The sequence below is a fragment of the Flavobacterium sp. TN-1 genome, from assembly GCF_052828645.1.
In genome coordinates, this window is record NZ_CM128253.1 from 1,433,154 (window position 1) to 1,457,724 (window position 24,571).

A 24,571-nucleotide genomic window follows, 5' to 3' on the forward strand; every position below is an offset into this window, starting at 1 on the left:
AATTATCTATTTTCTACAGATAAGTCAATCTCGTCTTTATGATCTTCTTGCATCATTTTTTGTAACCAAGAACTTAAAATAAATAAAATACCTGCTGCTACACCTGTCATAATAATAAATAACATGAAGAATTCATACAGGCTTGTAATTTGAAATCCTAAGAATGAAGGATAGACTAATGGTTCTGTTGATCCAGCTTCAGGAGACGGTGGAATTAACGAAGATAAAGTACCAGCAAACTTATTTGCAGCAGCATTTGCCAAAAACCAAGTTCCCATTAATAAAGAAGATAATCTTAAAGGAGCTAATTTAGATACCATAGATAAACCGATTGGAGAAAGACATAATTCACCAATTGAGTGAATGATGTATAAACCAATTAGCCACCACATAGAAACTTTTTCATCCATTCCAAGACCTTTAACAGCTATAGCAATTACACCATAACCTATAGCTACTAATGTTAAACCTAATGCCATTTTTTTTGGTGAAGAAGGTTCTGCATTGCGTTTGTATAAAAATCCCCATACGATTGACATTATTGGAGCTAATAAGATTACAGCTAGAGGATTTACAGATTGAAAATAAGATGCTGGCATCTCCCATCCTAACAAATTTCGGTTAGTTTGTCTATCAGCAAAAAGAGTTAAAGAAGCTCCTGCTTGTTCAAAAGCACCCCAAAAAAAGATTACAAAGAAGGCTAAGATAAAAATCACTAAGATTCTATTTCTCTCTACACTTGTTAAGCTTTTATCTGTTAAAATAATTAAAGGCATTACAATCATTGAACCATAAATAAAATATCCAATGACATCTGTATCTGTATTAAACAATTGCTTGAAGTTAAGCATGAAAAAAACAATACCAATCGATCCTATTATATATAAGATATTTTTTAAATCTAATGGCTTAACAGGTAGACCTATTTCTTTTCCTTCTTCAGAGACTAAATATTTTTTTTGAAATAATGCAAAAAATATTAAACTCATAAACATACCAATACAAGCAGCTAAGAATCCCCATTTGAAATCCATCGAACCACACACTAAAGGAGAAAAGAATGCTCCTAGGTTGATACCCATATAAAAAATGGTAAAAGCACTATCAATACGACGATCATTTGCGGGATATAACTGACCTACCATAGTTGAAATGTTAGGTTTAAAAAAACCGTTACCAATAATAATAGCAGTAAGTCCTAACCACATTAATGCAACGCCTCCATTAGCACCAGTTGTGGCACTTAAAAACATGAAGAACTGACCAATAGACATTAGTAATCCTCCAATCATGATACTTCTTCTGTTTCCTAAAAATTTATCACAAAGATATCCTCCTAAAAGAGGAGTTAGATATACAAGTCCTGTATAACTTCCATAAATTTCAGATGCTTCCGCGTCTTTCATTAATAAGATTTTGGTCATGAATAGAATGAAAATAGCTCTCATTCCGTAGTAACTGAATCGTTCCCACATTTCTGTAAAGAACAAGAAATACAGTCCTTTAGGATGTCCTTGTTTTGCTGTTTCGCTCATTTTATAGTTTTTGGTTAGTAAAATATGTAAATTATAGTTTTTCTTTTATGAAATGGGTCATCTTAGTATACAACTGTAAACGTGTTTTACCTCCATAAATACCATGGTTCTTATCTGGATAAATGGCCCATTCAAACTGCTTATTAGCCTGTACCAAAGCTTCTATCATTTTCATTGTGTTTTGTACGTGTACATTATCATCAGCTGTGCCATGAATTAATAAAAAGTTTCCTTTTAATTTATTTACGTGTGTAATGGGCGAATTATTATCATAGCCCTCTGCGTTTTCCTGAGGTGTTTGCATATAACGCTCTGTATAAATACTATCATAATACCTCCAAGAAGTTACAGGTGCAACTGCTATGGCCGTTTTAAATACATCGGCTCCTTGAAAAATGCAATTAGATGCCATAAATCCTCCAAACGACCAGCCAAATATACCAATTCTAGTTTTATCTACGTAAGAATAATTACCTATTACTTTTGCCGCGTCTATTTGGTCTATTACTTCATATTTTCCTAATTCTTTATAAGTGCATTTTTTAAATTCAGCTCCTTTAAAACCTGTTCCACGTCCGTCTACACAAACTACTATATAGCCATCTTGTGCTAACATTTTGAACCAGTAATCATCATTGTTATTCCATCTGTTGGCTACTTGTTGTGAACCAGGTCCTGAATATTGAAACATAAATACAGGGTATTTTTTTGTAGAGTCAAAATTATTTGGTTTAATCATCCAAGTATTTAACTTATGTCCTTTCTCTGTTATGAGTTCAAAGAATTCTTTTGAAGGTAAGTTGTAATCTGCTAATTTCTCTTCTAGTTTTTCGTTAGAAGAAATCACTTTTATTTCTTTTCCTGTTTTAGAATCGTTTAGGGTGTACTTTGGTGCGTTTTTAGCACTAGAATAGGAGTTTATAAAATATTGAAAGTTAGGACTAAAAGTGGCTGCATTGGTTCCTATTTGAGATGTTAAACGTTTTTTAGAACTACCATCAATTTTTATAGCATATACATCACGATTGATAGAACCATTTTCAACAGACTGATAATAAATCATGCTGTTTTTTTCATCAAATCCATAATAATGAGTTATTTCCCAAGAGCCTTTTGTTATTTGTGTTTTTAACTTACCTGTTTTGTCATAATGATAAATATGATTAAAACCATCTTTTTCGGAAGTCCAAATAAAACTATTATCTTTTAAAAATGTTAAATTATCAGTTACATCTATGTAAGCCTTATCTTTTTCGTTAAGAACAACTTTAGAGGTTCCCGAATTTCCATCTATAAATAATAGGTCTAAATTATTTTGATGGCGATTTAAAATTTGCGCACTTAACGTGTTAGGGTCATTAGTCCATTTTATACGAGCAATATAAAAATCATTATAATTATCTAAATTAATTTTTTTTGTTATTCCTGTTTTTATGTCATAGATATGTAAAGAAGCTATAGCGTTTTTTTCACCTGCTTTGGGGTACTTAAAAACAGATTGTAGTGGATATAGACCTTCATTATATAAATCCATTGAAAATTGGGGGACATTCGTTTCATCAAAACGGATAAAACCTATTTTATCAGAATTTAAATTCCAATCATAAGCTCTTACAAACGAAAATTCTTCTTCGTATACCCAATCAGTTACACCGTTAATAACGCTATTTTTCTTGCCATCGTTTGTAATTTGTACGTGCTTTTTTGACGCTATATCATAAACATATAAATTGTTTTGGTAAACATAGGTTATTTTTGAGCCATCAGGAGAAAAAGTAGGTTCTTGTACTTTATAATCAGCTAGTTTAGTTAATGTTTTGTTTGTAGTGTCATAAATAAAATAATCAGCTAGAAAGGAGTGACGAAAAATTTGTTCACTATTATTTGCAATTAAAACCTTTTTTTCATCTTTGCTAAAAGTATAGGTGTCAATTCCTTCTAATTGAGTAAAATCATTGCTGTTAATTAATGTGGCCACTTTACTCAAAGTAGCAAAGTCATATAAATTAATTTGCGAAGATCTAGTGGTTCGATCAAAATCCAAAACAGTATATTGATTCGTGTTTTTCATGGCTTCTAAAGCAGTCATGCTTTGCGCTCTAAAAGCGCCAGACCAAATCTCTTCTAAAGATATTTGTTTTTGAGCTATCGCTGAAAATGATACCCAAAACAATACTAAAACGGATGTAATTTTGTTTTTCATTTTTTAGTTGATGTAAAAAATTGCCCAATTTTAGTGAAAAAAAACTAAATAATAACGTATTTTTTTATTAAAAGCTAATTTTGATTGTATGAGGAGTATGATTACATGTAGCTTTATTGTGTAAAATGATTACTTTTGTTACCTCAAATAGTTCGCCAGTGATCAACAACAATGATTTCAAATCATGTCTATATGGCAACTCTAAAAAACTTCAATGAAGTTAAGAAATAGATTTTATGGTATTGATGAATTATATGTTTTTTTAAGAGAAATAATATAGAATGAAAAGAATATTAGAAGTCTGAAAATAAAAATTTTAGACTTAAATAGATTATTGTTTTTTGTAATCCTAAATGATATAAAAATAATCTCTGTAAAAGACTTTCTAAAAGGATATTTAGTTAAATACTAACGCAAAGTAATTGTTATAATTACAAAGGTAGAAAAAATAAGAAAAATTTTAAAAAATAAAATGGTTAAAGCAGTTAGCGGATTTTCAAAATTATCAAAAGAAGAAAAAATCAATTGGATAGTTGAAACCCATTTTTCAAATGTAGAAGAAGCAAAAGACATCATTAAACAATATTGGAATAATGATACAATTTTACAAAAATTGCATGATGAATTTATTGAAAATACAATTACCAATTTCTATTTACCATTAGGTGTAGCACCCAATTTTATAATTAATGGGAAGAATTATACTATTCCTTTTGCTGTAGAAGAGAGTAGTGTAGTGGCTGCTGCCAGTAAGTCTGCTAAATTTTGGTCAGATCGTGGTGGATTTAAAACAACTGTTATTAATACTGAAAAAATAGGACAAGTCCATTTTATTTACCAAGGAGATAAACAAAAATTAGAAACTTTTTTTGATGCAATTAAATCGAAATTTTTTCTCGAAACGGAAAGTATTACTAAGAATATGCAAAAACGCGGAGGAGGAATTTTAGATATTATACTTCGTGATAAAACAACGGATTTAGAAAACTATTATCAATTACACGCCACTTTTGAAACAAAAGATTCAATGGGAGCTAACTTTATTAATTCATGTTTAGAGCAATTTGCGAAAACATTAAAAAAGGAAGCACAAGTATTTGAAATATTTTCAGAAGAAGAAAAAAACATCACAATAGTGATGAGTATTTTATCTAATTATGTTCCAAATTGTTTAGTTCGTGCAGAAGTTTCTTGTAAAGTAGAAGAATTAGCTGAAAAACATATTGAAAATCCACAAGAGTTCGCCGAAAAATTTGTACAGGCAGTTCGTATAGCAGAGATAGAACCCTATCGTGCCGTTACACATAATAAAGGCATCATGAATGGAATAGATGCTGTAGTAATTGCTACAGGTAATGATTTTAGAGCAATAGAAGCAGGAGTTCATGCTTATGCTTCAAAAGAAGGCAGATATTCTAGTTTGTCTCATGCTAAAATAGAAAACGGAATCTTTACTTTCTGGATGGAAATTCCTTTAGCATTAGGTACAGTAGGAGGATTAACTACTTTGCATCCTTTAGTCAAAATAGCCCTAGAAATGTTAGAAAAACCATCCGCCCAAGAATTAATGCAAGTGATAGCAGTGGCTGGTTTAGCTCAAAATTTTGCTGCATTGCGTAGCTTAACTACCACAGGCATTCAGCAAGGACACATGAAAATGCACTTGATGAATATTTTAAACCAATTTCAAGCTACTGAAGAGGAACGAAAAAAAGTGGTGAAATACTTTGAGAAAAATACGGTTTCACATAGCGCCGTTGTAGATTATCTAGCTGAAATTAGAAAGTAAAAAACTTTTTTATAAATAACTATGAAACAAACTTTTTATAGCAACGGTAAGCTATTGATTACAGGAGAATATGTAGTTTTAGATGGTGCTCAAGCTTTAGCGTTGCCTACAAAGTTTGGACAAAATTTGATAATTGAAGAGGGATTGTCTAATACTTTTGAGTGGACTAGTTACGATAGTGATGGTAGTATCTGGTTTGAGAGTTCTTTTAGTTTGCAAGAGGTTCTAGCTAAAAAAGAATTTAAAGAGGATAAGATAAAAACAACATTAGTGGAAATACTATACCACGGATACTTGTTAAATAAAGATTTTTTTAAAAAACATTCAGGATACAAAATAAAAACAGAACTAACTTTTCCAAAAACTTGGGGTTTAGGGACTTCTTCAACACTAATAAATAATATTGCTCAATGGTTAGAGATTGATGCTTTTACATTGCTTAAAAATAGTTTTGGAGGTAGTGGATATGATATTGCATGTGCGAAATATTCTTCTCCAATAATTTATCAACTTATTGATGGAAAACCCCATACTATAGAAACTGATTTTTTTCCAGATTTTATAGATCAGATATATTTTGTTTATTTAAATCAAAAACAAAATAGTCGAACTGCAATTAAGAGATATAATGAAAAGAAAGCTGATATAAAAACCATAATTCCAAGGATTAATACACTTACTCAACAAGTTATAAATGCAACTGAAATAGAAAGTTTTTCTAAAGCATTAGAATTACACGAAATCGAAATGAGTACGATTTTGGAGAAGCAAACTGTAAAAGAGACACTTTTTACGGATTTTAATGGTGTGGTTAAAAGTTTAGGAGCTTGGGGAGGGGATTTTGTTATGGTTGTTTCAAAGGAAAACCCTTTATCCTATTTTTTAGATAAAGGGTATACCGTAATTTTATCTTACAAAGATATTATTTTATAATTTTTCTAATTCACGTTCCGCTTTTTTTACTTTTTTGTCTTGGGTAGTAGCTTTTTCACGCATTTTTTCTATTTTTTTATTCCACTTTTCAATGTCTAGAGGAGATAGCTTTCCTTTTTGGTTGAGTTTGTCAAATTTTTTCTGTTCTTTCTCAATATCTTGATTGATCTCTTCTTGTTTGTTACGTGCTTTTGCTAAATCCTTTTTGGCTTCTTCTATTTTTTTGCGTTCTTTTTCAGCTTTTTCAAGCTGTTTTTCCATTCTTTTTTTGTCTTTCTCTAATTGTTCTATCCGGCGTTGTTCTTCTTTAATTCGGTCAGCTTCTGCTTCTTTAAGCGCTTTTTCTGTTTTTAGTGCTTTCTCCTTTTCTTTTGCTATTTTTTTAGCTTCTTTTTGAGCGCGTACTTCACTTAATTTTATTTTAGCAATAGAATCTTCTTTCTTAATGATTAATTGTTTTTCAGATTCAGAAAGTGTATTTTCTTGTGCTTGTATTCCTATAGAAATAAGCATAAATACTCCTGAGTAAATAAATTTTAAATTCATAATATTTTTTTTAAAATTAGCTCATACTTTTCTGTTTGAGGTTACTAAATTTACAAATATTATTTTTAATAAATTATGAAGAGATTATTTTTTATTCATTCTGTATTATTATCATGGTTTGTTTTAAGTTGTAAGAAGAATGAAGAAATAAAGAAACATGATTTTGTATCAGAAGAAATTAATTCTGATTTTTTATTGCCCACATCTAAAACGGGGCAAGTGGTGCGTCATTTGTATTATACGCTTTCTTATAGCGAAAAAGATGAACAAGCGGAATGGGTGGCATATCAACTAAATAGGAACGAAATTGTATATATACATCATAAAAGACCCTATTTTATAGATGATCCAATGGTTGAAAGTGGATCAGCTAGTTGGAAAAACTATATTCGTTCAGGATATGATCGTGGTCATTTATGCCCCGCAGCGGATAGGCGATTTTCTAAAAAAGCTTTTGATGAAACGTTTTATACCTCTAATATAACACCACAAAGAAATGATTTTAATGCAGGAATATGGAATCGTTTAGAACAAAAGACACGATATTGGGCAAAGAAATATAATGGATTATATGTAGTTACAGGAGGAATCTTATCTGGAAAATTAAAACATATAGGGAGAGAAAAAGTTACAGTACCTGAGTATTTTTATAAAATATTATTAAATAAAAAAGAGGGTAAATATAAAGGAATTGCTTTTTTAATACCTCATGAAGATTCAAATCGCCCGCTTTATGAATTTACTGTGTCAATAGATGAAATAGAGCAAATAACTGGAATTGATTTTTTTTCTAAACTTTCTGATGATATAGAAAATACCTTAGAAAGAAATAAAAATTATAAAGAGTGGAGTTTTTGAAGCACTACCACTCGTTTACTTTATTTGCGTCCATTTTTAAAAAGATAAAAAGTAAAATGGTAAAAGACCATAAGCTAGACCCACCATAAGAAAGAAAAGGCAATGGAACTCCAATAGTAGGAAAGATACCTATAACCATGGCAATGTTTACAAAATAATGAGTAAATAAAACAGAGGCAACGCCGTATCCGTAAATTCGACTAAATTTTGTACGTTGATTTTCGGCTAAATATAAAATACGAAGTAATAATCCTGCAAATAATAATACTACCACAGTCGATCCTAGAAAACCCCATTCTTCCCCAACAGTTGTAAAAATATAATCTGTATGTTGTTCGGGTACAAAATTTCCTTTAGTTTGAGTGCCTTCTAACCAGCCTTTTCCTAATAATCCGCCTGATCCAATAGCTATTTCAGATTGATTGGTGTTGTAACCTATTCCTGCTAAATCAACTTCTTTTCCTAAAAGGATATTAAAACGATCTCTATGATGTTGTTGAAATACATTTTCAAAAACATAATTTACAGAAATACTAAAACCTGACATTAGTAGAAAAACAATGGAACTGGCAACTATATTTCTTCTCACTGGTTTTGATTTGTAGAAATGTAGCGTTACACCTATTAACACAATGAGTACCACGTATTGTGGTTTTAATAATAAAGACATGATAAATAAAACAATAGCTCCTATGCCTGTCCATAGGTACCAAGAGGGTAGACCTTCTCTATTAAGGACAAAAATCATGGTAATGAATATAAGTGCACTACCCGCATCTGGTTGTAGCATAATGAGACCTATGGGTATAAAAAGGATAGCAAGTCCTAATACTTGATGATTAAAGTTTTTTAAATTAATCTGACTATCACTTAAAAATTTTGCAAGAGCCAAAGCTGTTGCTGACTTAGCAAATTCGGAGGGTTGTAATGTAAAAGACCCTATGGCATACCAACATCTTTGTCCAGCAATGGTTTTACCAGCTATAAATAACCCAATTAAGGAAAGTAATGAAATCCCATAAAGTACACTCGAAAAGCGTTCGTAAAATTTAGCTTCAATAGAAAGTACAACTATGATTACTAGTACGGTAAAGGAGATGAAAATTAATTGTTTTCCATAATTTTGTTTAATGTCAAAAATATAACTTGAATCAGGTGTTACATCAGCTGAATAGATGTTGGCCCAACCTATTAGTACTAATAGAATATAAATTAATACTGTAATCCAGTCAATATTTTTTCCAATACTTTGATTTCTCATTAATTTGTTTTTGTAACTGAGTTAGTATTTTTTTCTAATGAATCCAGCTTTTGTTTTGCTTTGACTCTATTTAAAGAATCTTTGCGTAACTTAATTCTGTACATGGAGTCTATGTATTTTCTAGTAAATTTATTATATTGATGTTGAAGACTTCTGTTTATAATGTTTTCTTCTCTAAATTTATTAGTAATCTTTCCTTTTAGATATTTTTCAATCATTAATGAGGTAATAGGGCCTGCAATGGTAGCTCCATAGCCTCCGTTTTCAACAAAAACAGCCATGGCTATTTTAGGGTTGTTTTTAGGAGCAAAAGCTACAAATATAGAATGGTCTTCTAATTGGACTTTTTTCCCGTTTATTCTTGCAAAATTTTCTGCGGTACCTGTTTTTCCGCATATTTCAATACCTTCTACGCCTAAAAAATAAGCAGTTCCTGTTTTAAAAACCTCTGCCAATCCCTCAATTACTGGAGGGAAATGTTTTTTGTTTATGGTAGTAGTATGTTTGGTTCTGAATTTAGCGTCAATTGGTCGGCCTTTAATTTTTTTAATAATATGAGGTGTATAATAATAGCCTTTATTGGCAACGGTTGCCATCATGTTTGCTAATTGAATTGGGGTCATAAGTATCTCGCCTTGCCCAATAGAATTAGAAACTATCATGGTTGATTTTAAGCTGCCATTAGGGTAATAACGTTCGTATGTTTTAGAGGTAGGGATATTACCTTTTCTTCCCGTAGGTAAATCATATCCCATAAATTGTCCTAATCCAAAACTCTTTAAATGATCACTCCACGAATCAACTCCTTTAGAGGCATTAGGGAACATACCAAGGGTTCTTAGATAAGTTGTTCCAAAGTAAGCATTACAGGATTTAGCAATACCCATGTGTAATTTTCGAACACCACCTCCACAGTGACACCGCATAAATCGTCGACCATAACTAAATCCATGATGACAGCCTACAGCTGTTTCAGTATTTATTGCGCCAGATTGAAGACCAACTAGAGCAGTTAGGATTTTAAAAGGAGATCCTGGAGGGTATTCAGCTAATAAACCTCTGTCGTACAAAGGTTTTGCTAAAGAATCATTGTATAATTTAGTGTAGTTTTTTGAACGCTGACGACCTACTAAAATAGCAGGGTCGTAAGTAGGAGCTGTTACTAAGCATAGTATTTCGCCTGTTTTAGGTTCAATAGCAATAATTCCTCCTCTTTTGTTTTTCATTAATAATTCACCATATTCCTGTAGTTTGGAATCAATGGTTAAGGTGATGTCTTTACCTTGAATGGCAATTGTATCGTATTTGCCTTCTTTATAAAGTCCAATTTCGCGATTAAAACGATCGCGTTGGATATGCTTTACTCCTTTTTGACCTCTTAGTATTTCCTCATACATTTCTTCTACTCCTTGTTTACCCAGTAAGTCACCGCTTTTATAATAAGGGTTTTTGGTAATTGTAGCTTCATTTGCTTGTGTTATAAATCCAAAAATATTAGCTCCATGATGAAATTGATAATCTCGTAAGGAACGTTTTTGAATATAAAAACCATCAAATTTGCGCTCTTTTTCTTGAAAAGCAGCATACTCCATCTTATTTAATTGTCCCATAAAAACAGAAGGTAGTAGAGGAGAATAAACGACCGCTTTTTCTAAACGTTTTAAAAAATCTTTTTTAGTGATATTTAATAGTTTGCAAAATTCAATCGTGTCCAGTTTTTTTACTTCTCTGGGTACGACCATAATGTCATAAGAGGGTTGGTTGGCTACTAGTAAGTTGCCATTACGATCATATATATATCCTCTTTCGGGATAGTCATATTTTATTTTAATAGAGATGTTTTCTGATTTTAGTTTTAGTTCATCATCTATTACTTGTAAATAAAAAAGCCTTGCTATGATTAGAATAGCAGAAACTATAATCATACCAGGTAAAAGAAGCTTTCTCATTTTTTAACGTTTACTAGGCTTAAATAAATAAATAAATATAATGCTTACTATTAATGTAAATAGGGAAGCAAAAAGGGTGCGAATCAGAGCATCTAACATAAATATGAATTTAAAAAATTCAAGTGTAAAAAGAATAATATGATGCGTTATGATTGAAATCAGTATAAAAGTAAATCGTTCGGGTGATAGGCGATCATTTATTCGTATTGTTTGGTATTCATAACTTAATCCAAAAGCAAATTTAAAAAAGCTAGGTCTCAAATAGGCGAGTATTAAACAAGCTGTAGCATGAACACCTCCTGAATTTTCAAAATAATCAATAGAAAGGCCTAATAAAAAACTACTTATTAATAATCCTGCTTGATTTGTATTGACAGGATATAAAAGTATAAAAAGAATATATGGAAAAGGGTTTACAAAACCAAATAGGTTTATTTTGTTGAAAATGATTACCTGAACCGCAACTAGCAGTACAAAACGAACTATATTTGATATAAGAGTATTATTCATCTTTTTTTACTGTTTCAGCTTCCAGTTTATTGATTTCAGTAGCATCTTTATTCTTAATTATATATACGTGGTTTAGGTTCGTCATATCTGTAAATAAACGAACGTCTAAGGTGTAATAATTAGTTTCTGTATCCATATAGATACGGTCAATAATACCTACAGGTATGTTTTCAGGAAAAATAGTTGAACGACCACCTGTTACTATTGTGTCACCTTTTTTAACACTTGCTAATCTAGGTATTTCAATAAGTTGTGCATAACCAGCATTTTTTGCTTTCCAAATTAAAGAACCGAAATGGTTCGTTCTTTTAACTTTGGCGTTTATTTTAGATTTTAAATTCAATACACTAATTACGGTTGAGTAATTGGGAGAAGTTTTTTCAATAACTCCTACTATGCCTTCATTGCTAATTACTCCCATGTCTGGTTTTATTCCTTTTGTTGAACCAGAACTTATGGTTAGATAATTTTCAGTTTTGTTGTATGAATTATTAATAACTCTAGAATTTATTACCTCTAGTTTGTCATATCCTTTAATAGAATCTTTTGGTAGGATTGAAACGCTATCTTTTTTATTGAAAAGGAGTTTTCTTAAATAAGCATTTTCCTTTGCTAATTTGTCATTTTGATTTTGTAGACTAAAGTAGGTTTCTACTTCATTTACTTTTTCGTATACACTTCCTGTAACGGCATTTGCTGAATTTACCATCTGACTTCTATGGTAAGAGTGGGACTGAATGGTAAGTGTTAACGAAATTACCAAAAGCAGCAAAAACAGCAATCGAGTGCTGTTTTTTATAATGAAATTTAGAATTTGCTGCATCGTAAAATAATAGTAAAGGTTGTTATACTATGTTGTGTTTTTAATAAAATAAGATTACGTAATCTTATTTTATTAAAATGCTACGGAATCTATTTAAGTTTTTAAGGGTCATTCCTGTCCCTCTAACGACAGCTCTTAAAGGATCTTCTGCAATAAAAACAGGGAGGTCTGTTTTTTGAGAGATACGTTTGTCTAAACCTCTTAACATTGATCCTCCACCTGCTAAATAAATACCTGTGTTGTATATATCTGCTGCTAATTCAGGAGGAGTTTGGGATAAAGTTTCCATGATGGCATCTTCAATACGTTGAATAGATTTATCTAGGGCTTTGGCTATTTCGCGATATGATACTTCTACTTGTTTAGGTTTACCTGTTAAAAGGTCACGACCTTGAACCGACATATCGTCTGGAGGAGAGTCTAGATTTTCGATTGCTGCTCCTATTTCGATTTTTATTTTTTCGGCTGTTGTTTCTCCTACAAACAAGTTGTGTTGTGTACGCATGTAATAAATGATGTCATTTGTAAACACATCACCAGCAATTTTTACTGATTTGTCACAAACAATTCCTCCTAATGCAATTACGGCAATTTCGGTAGTACCTCCACCTATGTCTACAATCATGTTCCCTTTTGGTTGCATAATGTCTAGACCAATACCTATAGCGGCTGCCATTGGTTCATGAATTAAGTACACTTCTTTGCCGTTTACACGTTCTGCGGATTCTTTTACTGCACGCATCTCTACTTCTGTTATTCCTGATGGAATGCAAATTACCATACGTAAAGCAGGAGTGAATAATTTTTTTTGCAATGCAGGAATACTTCTAATAAGCATTTTGATCATTTGTTCAGAAGCATCAAAATCTGCAATAACTCCATCTTTTAAAGGACGGATTGTTTTTATGTTTTCGTGGGTTTTCCCTTGCATCATATTAGCTTCTTTGCCTACGGCAATAATTTTGCCAGATATACGGTCACGCGCTACTATGGAAGGGCTATCGATAACAACTTTGTCGTTGTGTATAATTAGAGTGTTTGCGGTACCAAGGTCAATTGCAATGTCCTCGGTCATAAAATCAAAAAATCCCATATTTCCTTTTAAGGGTTACTTAGTTTTTATAAAATATACTAAGTTGCAAAAGTATGAAAATATTTTGGTTAATACGAAAATAAAAATTGCGTTAAAATTTTTTTTAACGCAATTTTTATTTTTAATTAGAGAATTGTTTGCTTAACAATCGGGATAGATACTTTGCCGTACTGATTCTGTCGTTTTTAAAAGTTTCTTTTCCTTTTTCCCAGTTAGCAGGACAAACTTCTCCTGTTTCTTGTATGCTTGTATAGCCTTCTATTAATCTCATGAATTCTAATACATTTCTTCCCAGAGACATGTTGTTTAAACTTTGGTGAAATACAATGCCTTTTTCGTTGATTAAATAAGTAGCTCTGTAACTTATATTGTCATTAATGATGATCTCATGGTTATTTTCCATGCTTTTATTTCCATCTAATATACCTAATATATTAGAAAGATTTCTATTTGAATCAGAGATTAAAGGATATGTAATTCCTTTGATTCCTCCTTCAGACGCATCGGTTTGTAGCCAAGCATCATGTGTTTCTACAGTGTCGCATGAAGCTCCAAATAATAGTACATTTCTTTCTTCAAGTTCTTTTGAGATTTCTTGAAAAGCAAATAACTCAGTAGGGCATACGTATGTGAAATCTTTTGGATAGAAAAATAATAATATTTTTTTGTTTTCTTTTTTTGCTAATTCAAAAAGGTTTACTTCTGAAACACCTTTGTTTTTTTGAATTGTTTTTACGGAAATACTAGGGAATTCTTTGTCAATTAATATCATATTGATCTAGTTTTAATGTTTAAAAATGTGAATATTGTTTTTTTTAAATCTTAAATTTGTGATATTTTTTATTAGTATATCTAATATTAATGATGATGTTTATTGTGGAGTTTATTTGTTTGTGCTGTTTATTCGTTTTTCTAAATCTATTATTCTTTTGTTTTGTTCTTCAATTTTCTTGTTTTGTTTTTCAATTTTCTTGTTTTGTTCAATAGAATAAAGAGTTAACTCTTCAATTTTTTGAAGAAGTTTTATTTGAAATTCGCCTATATTTACTCCTTCTTGTTGCATTTGCTTTGCAGAGGCTATTTCGGGTAGATGTTTTTTTGTTTTAATATGTTTTTCTACTTCTTCTAATTTAGGGAGATTATAATTTTCCTCAAATACAAAGTCCGCTGTAGGAGTAGTTGTTATTTTTATTTCTTTTACTTCAAGTCTACCTTGTAAGGCAGTGTCTCCGTTGTTTCGTATTATTGCGCTTTTACCTATTCTTGTTCCTCCTTCAAAATCGCTCATGTAATTAACCCATAATTCATCGTTATTCCCATGTACCAAAGCTCTTTGATCTAATATTTTACCTTGATCCTGACCGTCACTCATTCCTAATTTTAAATCAGCTCCTCCTATAGATGTGTTTCCATAAACTTCAAATTTATTATTTGATGATTTGCCACCAATTCCTACATTACCATTTTCACCTATTAGTAAAGCATCTATATATTTGTGTGGTATTGTTTCGTTGTGTACTCTAAATAAATACCCTCCACCATAGTGTTTTTCATTTGAATTGTCAGAAATGATATTGTCATTTGCATTATGACCAATTTTTATATGTGTATGATTGGATGACTGATTGTCAAAAATAATATTTCCATTAACCTCAAGTTTTTGAGAAGGAGTTAGTGTTCCAATTCCGGTATCTCCATTTGTAAGTATGGATATTCTGGGAGTGTAGCCTGTTATTAAATGGAGGTTGTGGTTACTTTCGGTTCCTAAGAAGCCTCCTCCTCCATGCCAGTTATTGTGTGAAAAGATTCCTGTTTTGTATGTAGCATTCGAGTTGGTAGCTAATATTTTAGAATGATCATTGCCTGCTACATCAAGTACTCTAGCCCAGCCTTGATCATTAGAAGGAGTTAGTGTTCCAATTCCAGTATCTCCATTTGTAAGTATGGATATTCTGGGCGTATAGCCTGTTATTAAATGAAGGTTGTGGTTACTTTCGGTTCCTAAGAAGCCTCCTCCTCCATGCCAGTTATTGTGTGAAAAGATTCCTGTTTTGTATGTAGCATTCGAGTTGGTAACTAATATTTTAGAATGATCATTGCCTGCTACATCAAGTACTCTAGCCCAGCCTTGATCATTGGAAGGGGTTGCTGTGCCTATTCCTATATTACCATTTTCACTTATTAGTAAAGCATCTATATATTTGTGTGGTATTGTTTCGTTGTGTACTCTAAAGAAATATCCTCCGCTATAGTGTTTTTCATTTGAATTGTCAGAAATGATATTGTCATTTGCATCATGACCAATTTTTATATGTGTATGATTGGATGACTGATTGTCAAAAATAGCATTTCCATTAACCTCAAGTTTTTGAGAAGGAGTTAGCGTTCCAATTCCGGTATTTCCTGAAGTAGGAAAAATGTTTTGAGAGTTTGTGTTATTAAAAATAAATAATGTAAAAAGAAGGAGTAATGAATTTCTCATTATAATGATTTGTTTTGTTTAAAAAGTATTATGTTTTTTGTTTGATCTAGATTTTGATAATTAGATTTTTAAAATGTTTAGTATTGTTCTTTAGCTACAATGGTTGGTTTTGTTTGGAATTTTTCCTCTTTTTTAAGGATTTTTTTGTGATTTTTAAGTTATACAAACGAGTATTGTGATATTGATGCTAGTGTATACACGTGTTTAGAAATTGTATTAGACAAATTTCAATGTAAAAATCATTTGAGGTATTTAAGGGCGTTGCAAAAATAAGTTATATAGAGGAAATAACGGTTATTTATGGATATATATATTGTTAGTAAAAAGTTAAAAATGTTATTTTTTTTTAAAACCCTTGTCAATTTAAATTGACAAGGGTAGGATGTTTGTTTTAAAAATTATTTTTAATGTTTAAAATGTCTCGTGCCTGTAAAGACCATGGACATTTTGTTTTCATTGCAGTATGCTATGCTTAATTCATCTTTTATTGATCCGCCTGGTTGGATTACGGATGTAATACCTGCTTTATGGGCAATTTCAACACAGTCAGGAAAAGGAAAGAACGCATCACTTGCCATAACAGCACCTTGTAAATTAAAATTAAATGATTTTGCTTTTTCTATTGCTTGGCATAAGGCATCTACACGTGAAGTTTGTCCTGTGCCTGAGGCATATAATTGTTTGTTTTTAGTTAAAACAATAGTGTTTGATTTGGTGTGTTTACAGATTTTCGAAGCAAATAATAAGTCTTCTATTTCTTTTTCTGTAGGAATAGATGTTGTTACTGTTTTTAAAAATTCTTTAGAATCTGTTATTAAATCTTTTTCTTGAACTAAGGTGCCATTTAAACAGCTTCTTACATTAGTTTTGGGTAAATCAACAGGATTTTGTATTAATATGATTCTGTTTTTCTTTTCTTTTAGTATTTCTATTGCCTCATTGTTGTAAGCAGGGGCTATGATTACTTCGCAGAATAGTTTATTGATTTCGTTTGCAGTTACTACGTCAATTGTGTTGTTGGCTATTAGAACGCCTCCAAAAGCAGAGGTAGGGTCGCCAGCCAAAGCATCTAAATAAGCTTCTTTTATAGTTGTGCGAGTAGCTATGCCGCAAGCATTGTTGTGTTTTAAGATGGCAAATGTAGGAGCGTCATTTTTAAATTCACTTATTAGATTTACTGCTGCATCAATATCTAATAAATTGTTATATGATAATTCTTTGCCATTTAATTTGTTAAACATTTTGTTTAAGTCGCCAAAGAAAAATCCTTTTTGATGAGGGTTTTCCCCATAACGAAGAACTTCTCCTTTGGTGTCACTAATTTTTAAAACAGGTTCTTCGAGATTTTGGTTAAAATAATTAAAAATAACCGAATCATAATGAGAAGAAATATTAAAGGCTTTAATAGCAAATTTTTTGCGTTGTTCTAAAGTGGTTGCTCCGTTTTGATTACTAATAAGTTCTAATAATAAATTGTATTCGCTAATAGAAGGAATGATAACTGTATCTTTGAAGTTTTTAGCAGCTGCTCTTATTAGAGAAATTCCACCAATATCTATTTTTTCAATTATCTCAGCTTCACTAGCTTTTGAAGCAACGGTTTTTTCAAAAGGATAGAGATCTACTATTACTAAGTCAATTTGAGGAATTGCATACTCTTGCATTTGTGCTACATCATTCTCGTTTTCTTGACGGTTTAAGATACCTCCAAAAACTTTAGGATGTAAAGTTTTAACACGACCTCCCAAGATAGAAGGGTACTGAGTTATTTCTTCTACAGGTACAACAGGTATTCCTAAATTTAAGATAAATTCTTCAGTTCCTCCTGTAGAGTAAATTGTAACATTTTGTTCGTGTAATTTTTTTACGATAGGTTCAAGACCCGTCTTGTCGAACACTGAAATCAATGCCGATTGAATTGTTTTAGTAGTATTCATTGTGTTGTTGTGATTAAAGGACAAAAATAGTTTTTTTTGAGAGCTATTCAAAATTAGATTTTAGAATTGTAACAAAAGAGAATAATTTAGTACCAATAAATAAAAACGTTATGATCATATACCTACGATTGCTTCAAGAGAGCTTTAGTTTTGCTGTGAATGCGTTGCGCAATAATAAGTTAAGAACATTACTTTCTTTATTAGGTGTTACCATTGGAATTTTTTCTATTATAACTATTTTATCAGCTGTAGATTCATTGGATCAGAAAATTAAAAAGGATGTGGGGAGTTTAGATAATAGTGCAGTGTATTTATTTAAGTATTCTTTTTCACCTACGGATGTTCCTGATTGGAAAATAGAGCAATTTCCTAAAGTTACCTATGATGAATATCGTTATTTGAAAGAGAATACCTCTAAAATAGAAGGGATTTGTTATCAGTATTTTACCAAACGTGAAACTGTGAAGTTTGAGGATAAAACAATGACTAACGTAGGAATTGTACCTTGTACTTATGAGTATATAGATATTAACAAATTAGATTTTTTAGAAGGACGGTTCTTTAATGAACAAGAGTCTAATTCGAGTACTGGTGGTGTGGTAATTGGAGCTGAAGTAGCACAAACTCTTTTTGATGGTATGTCAGCAATAGGGAAAGAAATTAGAATATACGGACAGCGTTTTAAAGTGTTTGGGGTTTTAAGAAAAGTAGGGAATCGTATGATTAATTTTGGGGAAAATCCAGATGGGAGTGTATATCTTAATTTAAATAAAGTACGAGCTCTTTATAGTGATAATAATGAAAAGTTTATGCCTGTTATTATTATTAAACCCCTTGAAGGAGTAAGTGAAGCGGAAGTGAAAGGTGAAATTGTTCAAAAAATGAGAACTTACAGAGGGTTAAGTCACGGGCAAATCAATAATTTCTTTTTGAATTTTATAAAAGGAGCAACTGATATGTTGGATGGGTTAATTTCGCAGATGAATTTGATAGGTTGGATAATAGCTGGTTTTTCTTTACTAGTTGGTGGTTTTGGTATTGCTAATATTATGTTTGTATCGGTAAAGGAACGTACAAATTTAATAGGAATACAGAAATCCTTGGGAGCTAAAAATCGTTTTATTTTACTGCAATTTTTGTTTGAAGCAATTGTTTTATGTTTAATTGGAGGTGTAATAGGGATTATATTTGTTTGGTTAGTTACTTTAGGGTTGACACAGGTATTAGATTTTGATTTTGTTCTGAGTTTCTCAAATATCTTATTTGGAACATTTTTAGCTATTATTATTGGTTTAATAGCTGGGATATTACCCGCTATTTCGGCCTCAAAATTAGATCCTGTAGAGGCAATTAGAAGTGGAATGTAGTTTTTCTTAGATTTGGTTGATTCTTAAATCTTGTTTTACATCAAGTTTATATTGAAATTAGTTATTTAAAAAAAATATATTGTCGAGGGTCAGCAGTATGTATTACCGTAGCTTTAATATATTTGAAGAAATAAAGGTGTTTTTATACCATTTAAACTTTGAAATACCCTTATAATATTATTTTTTTAACCTTGGGACTGTCTAAAAAGTTCGCAATCTTTCGCCCAAAAGGAGAAATTACATAATGTTGATTGTGGGACTCCTCCTTACGTAGGAGTAACAAACTGCATGTTGATTTAGGTACTATCCTACAAAAGCAATAAGAATTAGTGTTGATTCTCGATGCGCTTCGCACTCGAACTAATGATGATTTCAATTATATACTCAATCGTTTGTTAGGGTTGTTTTAAAATGAAAAAAACATATCGAGAATTTTATTTTTTAATCTAGTATATTTTAAGTTTAAATGGTATTAGAATTAGAGTAGGGAAACACAGATATCTTTAAAAGAAGAATTGTCGTTAAAAAAAATACTTCGTTTGATTCTTTTTATAGATAGAGATTCAAACGAAGTAATAAAGGTGAAGCAAAAAACAGAATGTTGATAATGAACCTTCTTTTGATTATTGAAGATGTAATTAAAAATGTTAAACTGCTTTTTGGATAACTTCTTTAATTATCGTATTTCTTGATTTAAAATCAAATCAATATATAGATTTATTTTGTTTTTAAGATCTTTTCTATGTGAAATAAAATCTAAAAATCCATGGTCTAGTACAAATTCAGATGTTTGAAATCCTTCAGGTAAATCTTTTCCTGTAGTGTCTCGTACTACACGAGGTCCAGCAAAACCTATTAACGCTCCAGGTTCAGCTATGTTAATATCTCCTAACATGGCGTATGATGCAGTGGTTCCACCTGTTGTAGGGTCTGTACATAATGAAATGTAAGGGATTTTTGCGTCTGCCAATTGAGCTAATTTAGCAGATGTTTTGGCTAATTGCATAAGTGAATAAGCAGCCTCCATCATGCGCGCTCCTCCTGATTTTGAAATCATGACAAAAGGGATTCTGTTTTTGATAGCATGGTCAATACCACGTGCAATTTTTTCGCCCACAACAGCTCCCATAGATCCACCAATAAAGGCAAAGTCCATACAACAAACCACAAGATCCTTTCCTTTTGATTTTCCTACTCCTGTGCGTACAGCATCTTTAAGTTGCGTTTTTTTAATGGTATCAACTAAACGATCAGAATATTTTTTAGAATCGACAAAGTTTAAAGGGTCTTTAGCTGTCATATTAGCATCTAACTCAGTAAATTGATTGTTGTCAAATAGTATCTGGAAATATTCAGCACTTCCTATACGTACGTGGAAATCATCTTCAGGACTTACCCATAAATTTCTGGCTAACTCATCAGCGTCTACAATTTTTCCTGTAGGCGATTTGTACCATAAACCTTTAGGCACATCCATTTTTGCCTCAGTAGGAGTCGTAATTCCTTTTTCTTTTCTTTTAAACCAAGCCATAATTAGTTATGAGTTTAAAGTTATAAGTTTGAATTGTTGGTTTAATTCATAACTATAACTGATAATTAAAGAGTATTTATGTTATTTAAGTCGGCAAAAGCCTGTTCTAATCTTTTATTGAAAGTTATTTCGCCTTCACGAACCCATTTACGAGGGTCATAGTGCTTTTTATTTGGAGCATCAGTACCTTCTGGATTACCAATTTGAGTTCGCAAATAGTCAATTTTAGAAATTACATAGTCGCGTATTCCTTCGGTGAATGCAAATTGTAAATCAGTATCGATATTCATTTTAATTACCCCATAAGAAATAGCTTCTCTTATTTCTTCAAGTGTAGAACCTGATCCTCCATGGAAAACAAAGTCTACAGGGTTATTTCCTGTATTGAATTTGTTTTGAACGTATTCTTGTGAATTTTTAAGTATTTTAGGAGTTAGCTTTACATTTCCAGGTTTATATACACCATGTACATTTCCAAAAGCAGCAGCAATTGTAAAGCGGGGCGATATTTTCATTAATTCTTCATACGCATAAGCTACCTCTTCTGGTTGTGTATAAAGTTTTGAGCTATCCACATGCGAATTGTCTACGCCATCTTCTTCACCACCTGTAATACCTAATTCTATTTCAAGAGTCATGCCCATTTTGCTCATTCTAGCTAAATATTCTTTGCATATTTCTATATTTTCTTCTATAGGTTCTTCTGATAGGTCAATCATGTGTGAAGAAAATAAAGGTTTACCTGTTTCTGCAAAATGTTTTTCAGAAGCGTCTAATAAACCATCAATCCAAGGAAGTAAATTTTTAGCGCAATGATCCGTATGTAATATAACGGTAGCTCCGTAAGCTTCTGCTAAAGTGTGAATGTGTTTTGCTCCAGCTACTGCGCCTAAAATGGCGGCTTGTTGTCCGTCATTAGAAAGACCTTTTCCTGCGTTATAAGCAGCACCTCCATTAGAGAATTGAATAATTACAGGGGCTTTTAATTTTGCGGCTGTTTCTATAGTTCCATTAATAGTACTAGAACCTACTACATTCACCGCGGGTAAAGCAAACCCTTTTTCTTTTGCATAGTTAAAAATTTCTTGTACTTGATCACCAGTTGCTACACCTGATTTTATGTTGTGTGTCATTTGTTTGTTTTTTTAAAAGATGGACAAAATTACAAATTTATTTAGAATGGATAATTAATGCCTATATTAAATTGAGATTTATTTATGTTGAATTCTGTTAACCAACGACTTCCTTGATTAAGATTGGGTGAATATGTTTTGAATCCCCAATCTAATCGTAGTATGAAAAAATTAAAATCATAGCGATAGCCTATTCCTGTTCCTAATGCAAGACCTTCTAAAGATTTAATATTTTTAAATACTTTTTCTTCGTCTATTTCGTATGCTTTTCCAATATTGGCATTCCAGATGTTGCCGCAGTCAGCAAATAAAGCGGCATGATGCTGACCTAAAATGTTAAAACGGATTTCAGTGTTAAATGCTAATTTCATATTTGCTTCGTTGAAATCATTTATTGTGTTTGATATTCCTGGGCCTAAACTATATGATTGCCAAGCGCGATTATCATTAGCACCTCCTGCAAAATAACTTCGAGTAAAAGGGATAGAGTTTGAATTTCCATAGGGTATTGCAAGTCCTCCAAAGGCTCTGAAAGCTATATATACATTATTTCTTAAATCCCAGTGTTTAATATATTCTAATTCTCCTTTTATATATTGTGAGTATTCAAGTCCTAATATATTTCGATGTCCATTAGCATTTTTAGGTCTTTTACTTATGTCAGCTATGAAGGACATAATATTTCCTGTTGATTCCAGTTTTGTCTTAATACTGTAAAACTCTTTATCAGAAATATCTGTTTGGGAGGTTTTGTTGTAACTGATGCTACTAGACAGAATGAGATTGTTTTCGGTTAATCTTTTTTTTCTTTCTAGAATACTTTGAATTGTTCGTAAGTCTTGAATATTTTCATTTAGTTCAGGATAAAGCCCTTCAAAAACATATTTCATGAATAAATCAGGTCCTCCATTTTCTATTGATAAATTATTTTGATCGTCGACTATTTCTGGATAATGATTGTATCGTTTAGCAAGCTGATTGAGTTGTTCATAACTTGATGTGTATACATTGAAGTAATTATTGATGTTAACGTTTTTTATATATTGTAAATTCGCTAAATCTAATTTAAAATTAGTTTTAGGAGAAGGAGTCCAACTGTAATTTATAGTTCCTGTAACACTTTCTTTATCCAAACCAATATTAAGTTGTTTTGAAAAACCAGCACTTATAAGAGTACTAGGAAACATAGATTTAGGGATAATGGATTTTGTGTTAAGAGGAAAAAATATTCTAGGAAATGATAATTTTAAATCTGCTCCATATTCTTGAATATTGAAAAATAATTTTTTTGGATTTGCAAAATCTTTAGATGATCCTAGATTTCCTTTTATTCCAATTTCTAAAATTTCAGCCCCTCTAAAAATATTATTTATAAGAACAGATGTGTTTCCTGTAATACCAAAATCTTGTATGTTAGAATGAGTAAAATCAGCACTTGCTCTAAAACTAAATCGTTCTTTAGGGATAAGTGTAATGTTAGTTGTAAGAGTTTTATCTTTAGAATTTTCTGTAAAGATGATATTAGGGAAATTAAATACACGTAGATTGCTTAAAGAACGTAATGTTTGTGTTCTATTAAAATCGCTAAAAACACTATCTTTTTGTATGAAAATAGCATCTGTTATAGCTTTGGCTCTATGTCTAATTTTTTCGTTACTATAAAAATTGTAACTTTTATAGGCTAGACTGTCTTTGATCTCCTTTATAAAAAAACCTTTTTTAGGTTTGTTAATTATATTGATTTTTATATTTCCTATTTTTTTTATTTCATAAGGTTTTGTAATTGTAGAATCTCCTTTTTTTACTTTTCGATCGGTTATTTTTATTGTTACAGGTACTTTGTAATCAGCTGTGTCAATTTCAAATTCAATATTTTGTTGTTGAAAATCATATATGCCATTGTTTTTGAAGTACTGAGTGAGCCTATTTATTTCATTGCTAAAATCACTTTCTTTATACTGTTTTTTTTGTTTAGTATAGGATTTTTGTGTTGTTTTTTTATATAAAGAGTCAATAGATTTATTGATTATGTTTGTATGGATTGTATCTAAAATATAAGGTCTGCCCTTTTTTACGGAATATTCAATAGTTGCTTTTTTGTTTTTTAGATAATTAATTTTATAGGAAGATTTGGCGCGCAGATAACCTTGGTTTTGATACCAAGCTTCTATGTTTTTTGCATTTCTAATTGTTTTAAGAGAATCTACCAAAAAAGGAGGCTCTCCTGTTTTTTTAAGAAAATTATGAATCCCAGAATAAAAAAAAGATTTTCCTAGTCTATGAACCTGCTTTTCGGATAGCCATTTGGATAATCTTTTGTATTTTTTTGGATTATCTAATGTATTTTTTTTAAAAAGAGAGTCTGTATGTTCCTTTGCTAAATTATATAGATGTAATCTTAAATTAAAACCTAAAATAAAGCTGTTAGGTTGTTGATTTATTTGTTCAATAATTCCATCTTCATTAGTTTTGAATTTGATACCATCAACTTCTAAAGTGTTCTTAATTAATAAATGTCTTTTAGCAGGAACTTTTTTTACCGTGCTACATGCGGTATAAAGTACTGCTAATACAATAATTATTGATATTTTTGTAGGGATTTTGTTCAAATCAAAAAAATT

At 31.1% G+C, this 24,571-nt stretch carries 17 protein-coding genes and 1 pseudogene; 4 read left to right on the forward strand and 14 right to left on the reverse strand.

Features of this window, described 5'->3' with window-relative positions; translation table 11 throughout:
• Positions 1 to 2: 2 nt before the first annotated feature.
• Both ACUXZJ_RS06110 and ACUXZJ_RS06115 read right to left on the reverse strand, forming a co-directional pair.
• Positions 3 to 1,535, reverse strand: coding sequence for a peptide MFS transporter (locus ACUXZJ_RS06110; protein ID WP_060383366.1), 1,533 nt, complete (start codon positions 1,533 to 1,535; stop codon positions 3 to 5).
• A gap of 31 nt (positions 1,536 to 1,566) precedes the next feature.
• Entirely contained in the window at positions 1,567 to 3,738 is a 2,172-nt protein-coding gene (locus ACUXZJ_RS06115; protein WP_063743645.1) for a S9 family peptidase, read from the reverse strand.
• Positions 3,739 to 4,210: 472 nt separating this feature from the next.
• On the opposite strand from ACUXZJ_RS06115, the gene ACUXZJ_RS06120 reads away from it, so the two are divergent.
• Positions 4,211 to 5,527, forward strand: coding sequence for a hydroxymethylglutaryl-CoA reductase, degradative (locus tag ACUXZJ_RS06120; RefSeq protein ID WP_063743646.1), 1,317 nt, complete (start codon positions 4,211 to 4,213; stop codon positions 5,525 to 5,527).
• Positions 5,528 to 5,548: 21 nt separating this feature from the next.
• The gene (locus ACUXZJ_RS06125) at positions 5,549 to 6,460 is read left to right on the forward strand and encodes a GYDIA family GHMP kinase (protein WP_060383363.1); all 912 of its coding nucleotides are present in this window, start codon (positions 5,549 to 5,551) and stop codon (positions 6,458 to 6,460) included.
• On the opposite strand, the gene ACUXZJ_RS06130 is transcribed toward ACUXZJ_RS06125, so the two are convergent.
• Positions 6,455 to 7,006 (reverse strand): hypothetical protein, encoded by a 552-nt coding sequence (locus tag ACUXZJ_RS06130; protein ID WP_060383362.1) that lies wholly within the window; start codon positions 7,004 to 7,006, stop codon positions 6,455 to 6,457. The two genes, ACUXZJ_RS06125 and ACUXZJ_RS06130, sit on opposite strands and share 6 nt — an antisense overlap.
• Positions 7,007 to 7,081: 75 nt before the next feature.
• Here ACUXZJ_RS06130 and ACUXZJ_RS06135 point away from each other — a divergent pair, with 75 nt between their 5' ends.
• On the forward strand, positions 7,082 to 7,864 hold the full coding sequence (locus ACUXZJ_RS06135; protein WP_446196035.1) for a DNA/RNA non-specific endonuclease: 783 nt from the start codon (positions 7,082 to 7,084) through the stop codon (positions 7,862 to 7,864).
• Between the two features lie 4 nt (positions 7,865 to 7,868).
• On the opposite strand, the gene rodA is transcribed toward ACUXZJ_RS06135, so the two are convergent.
• The 8 genes and pseudogenes from rodA to purH all read right to left on the reverse strand — a co-directional run bounded on the left by rodA (position 7,869) and on the right by purH (position 17,919).
• The gene (gene rodA, locus ACUXZJ_RS06140) at positions 7,869 to 9,125 is read right to left on the reverse strand and encodes a rod shape-determining protein RodA (RefSeq protein ID WP_060383360.1); all 1,257 of its coding nucleotides are present in this window, start codon (positions 9,123 to 9,125) and stop codon (positions 7,869 to 7,871) included.
• Positions 9,125 to 11,074, reverse strand: coding sequence for a penicillin-binding protein 2 (gene mrdA, locus ACUXZJ_RS06145; protein ID WP_063743648.1), 1,950 nt, complete (start codon positions 11,072 to 11,074; stop codon positions 9,125 to 9,127). The genes rodA and mrdA overlap by 1 nt, the downstream gene beginning before the upstream one ends.
• Before the next feature lie 3 nt (positions 11,075 to 11,077).
• Positions 11,078 to 11,584: a hypothetical protein gene (locus ACUXZJ_RS06150; RefSeq protein ID WP_060383358.1), complete on the reverse strand. Its 507-nt coding sequence runs from the start codon at positions 11,582 to 11,584 to the stop codon at positions 11,078 to 11,080.
• Positions 11,577 to 12,407 (reverse strand): rod shape-determining protein MreC, encoded by an 831-nt coding sequence (gene mreC, locus ACUXZJ_RS06155; protein WP_060383357.1) that lies wholly within the window; start codon positions 12,405 to 12,407, stop codon positions 11,577 to 11,579. The genes ACUXZJ_RS06150 and mreC overlap by 8 nt, the downstream gene beginning before the upstream one ends.
• Positions 12,408 to 12,471: 64 nt before the next feature.
• Positions 12,472 to 13,500, reverse strand: coding sequence for a rod shape-determining protein (locus tag ACUXZJ_RS06160; protein ID WP_014164948.1), 1,029 nt, complete (start codon positions 13,498 to 13,500; stop codon positions 12,472 to 12,474).
• 121 nt (positions 13,501 to 13,621) lie between these two features.
• Entirely contained in the window at positions 13,622 to 14,272 is a 651-nt protein-coding gene (locus tag ACUXZJ_RS06165; protein WP_060383356.1) for a peroxiredoxin, read from the reverse strand.
• Positions 14,273 to 14,383: 111 nt separating this feature from the next.
• Positions 14,384 to 14,707: pseudogene (locus ACUXZJ_RS06170) on the reverse strand (hypothetical protein); the annotation flags it as partial.
• Between the two features lie 1,679 nt (positions 14,708 to 16,386).
• Positions 16,387 to 17,919, reverse strand: coding sequence for a bifunctional phosphoribosylaminoimidazolecarboxamide formyltransferase/IMP cyclohydrolase (purH, locus tag ACUXZJ_RS06175; RefSeq protein ID WP_060383354.1), 1,533 nt, complete (start codon positions 17,917 to 17,919; stop codon positions 16,387 to 16,389).
• Positions 17,920 to 18,029: 110 nt separating this feature from the next.
• On the opposite strand from purH, the gene ACUXZJ_RS06180 reads away from it, so the two are divergent.
• Entirely contained in the window at positions 18,030 to 19,286 is a 1,257-nt protein-coding gene (locus ACUXZJ_RS06180; protein WP_060383353.1) for an ABC transporter permease, read from the forward strand.
• A gap of 676 nt (positions 19,287 to 19,962) precedes the next feature.
• Here the strand turns inward: ACUXZJ_RS06180 and accD are convergent.
• The 3 genes from accD to tamL all read right to left on the reverse strand — a co-directional run bounded on the left by accD (position 19,963) and on the right by tamL (position 24,559).
• Positions 19,963 to 20,817, reverse strand: a complete 855-nt coding sequence (gene accD, locus ACUXZJ_RS06185) for an acetyl-CoA carboxylase, carboxyltransferase subunit beta (RefSeq protein ID WP_060383352.1) — start codon at positions 20,815 to 20,817, stop codon at positions 19,963 to 19,965.
• Between the two features lie 65 nt (positions 20,818 to 20,882).
• The gene (fbaA, locus tag ACUXZJ_RS06190) at positions 20,883 to 21,950 is read right to left on the reverse strand and encodes a class II fructose-bisphosphate aldolase (RefSeq protein ID WP_060383351.1); all 1,068 of its coding nucleotides are present in this window, start codon (positions 21,948 to 21,950) and stop codon (positions 20,883 to 20,885) included.
• A 41-nt stretch (positions 21,951 to 21,991) separates the two neighbouring features.
• On the reverse strand, positions 21,992 to 24,559 hold the full coding sequence (gene tamL / locus ACUXZJ_RS06195) for a translocation and assembly module lipoprotein TamL (protein ID WP_063743651.1): 2,568 nt from the start codon (positions 24,557 to 24,559) through the stop codon (positions 21,992 to 21,994).
• Between the last annotated feature and the right edge of the window lie 12 nt (positions 24,560 to 24,571).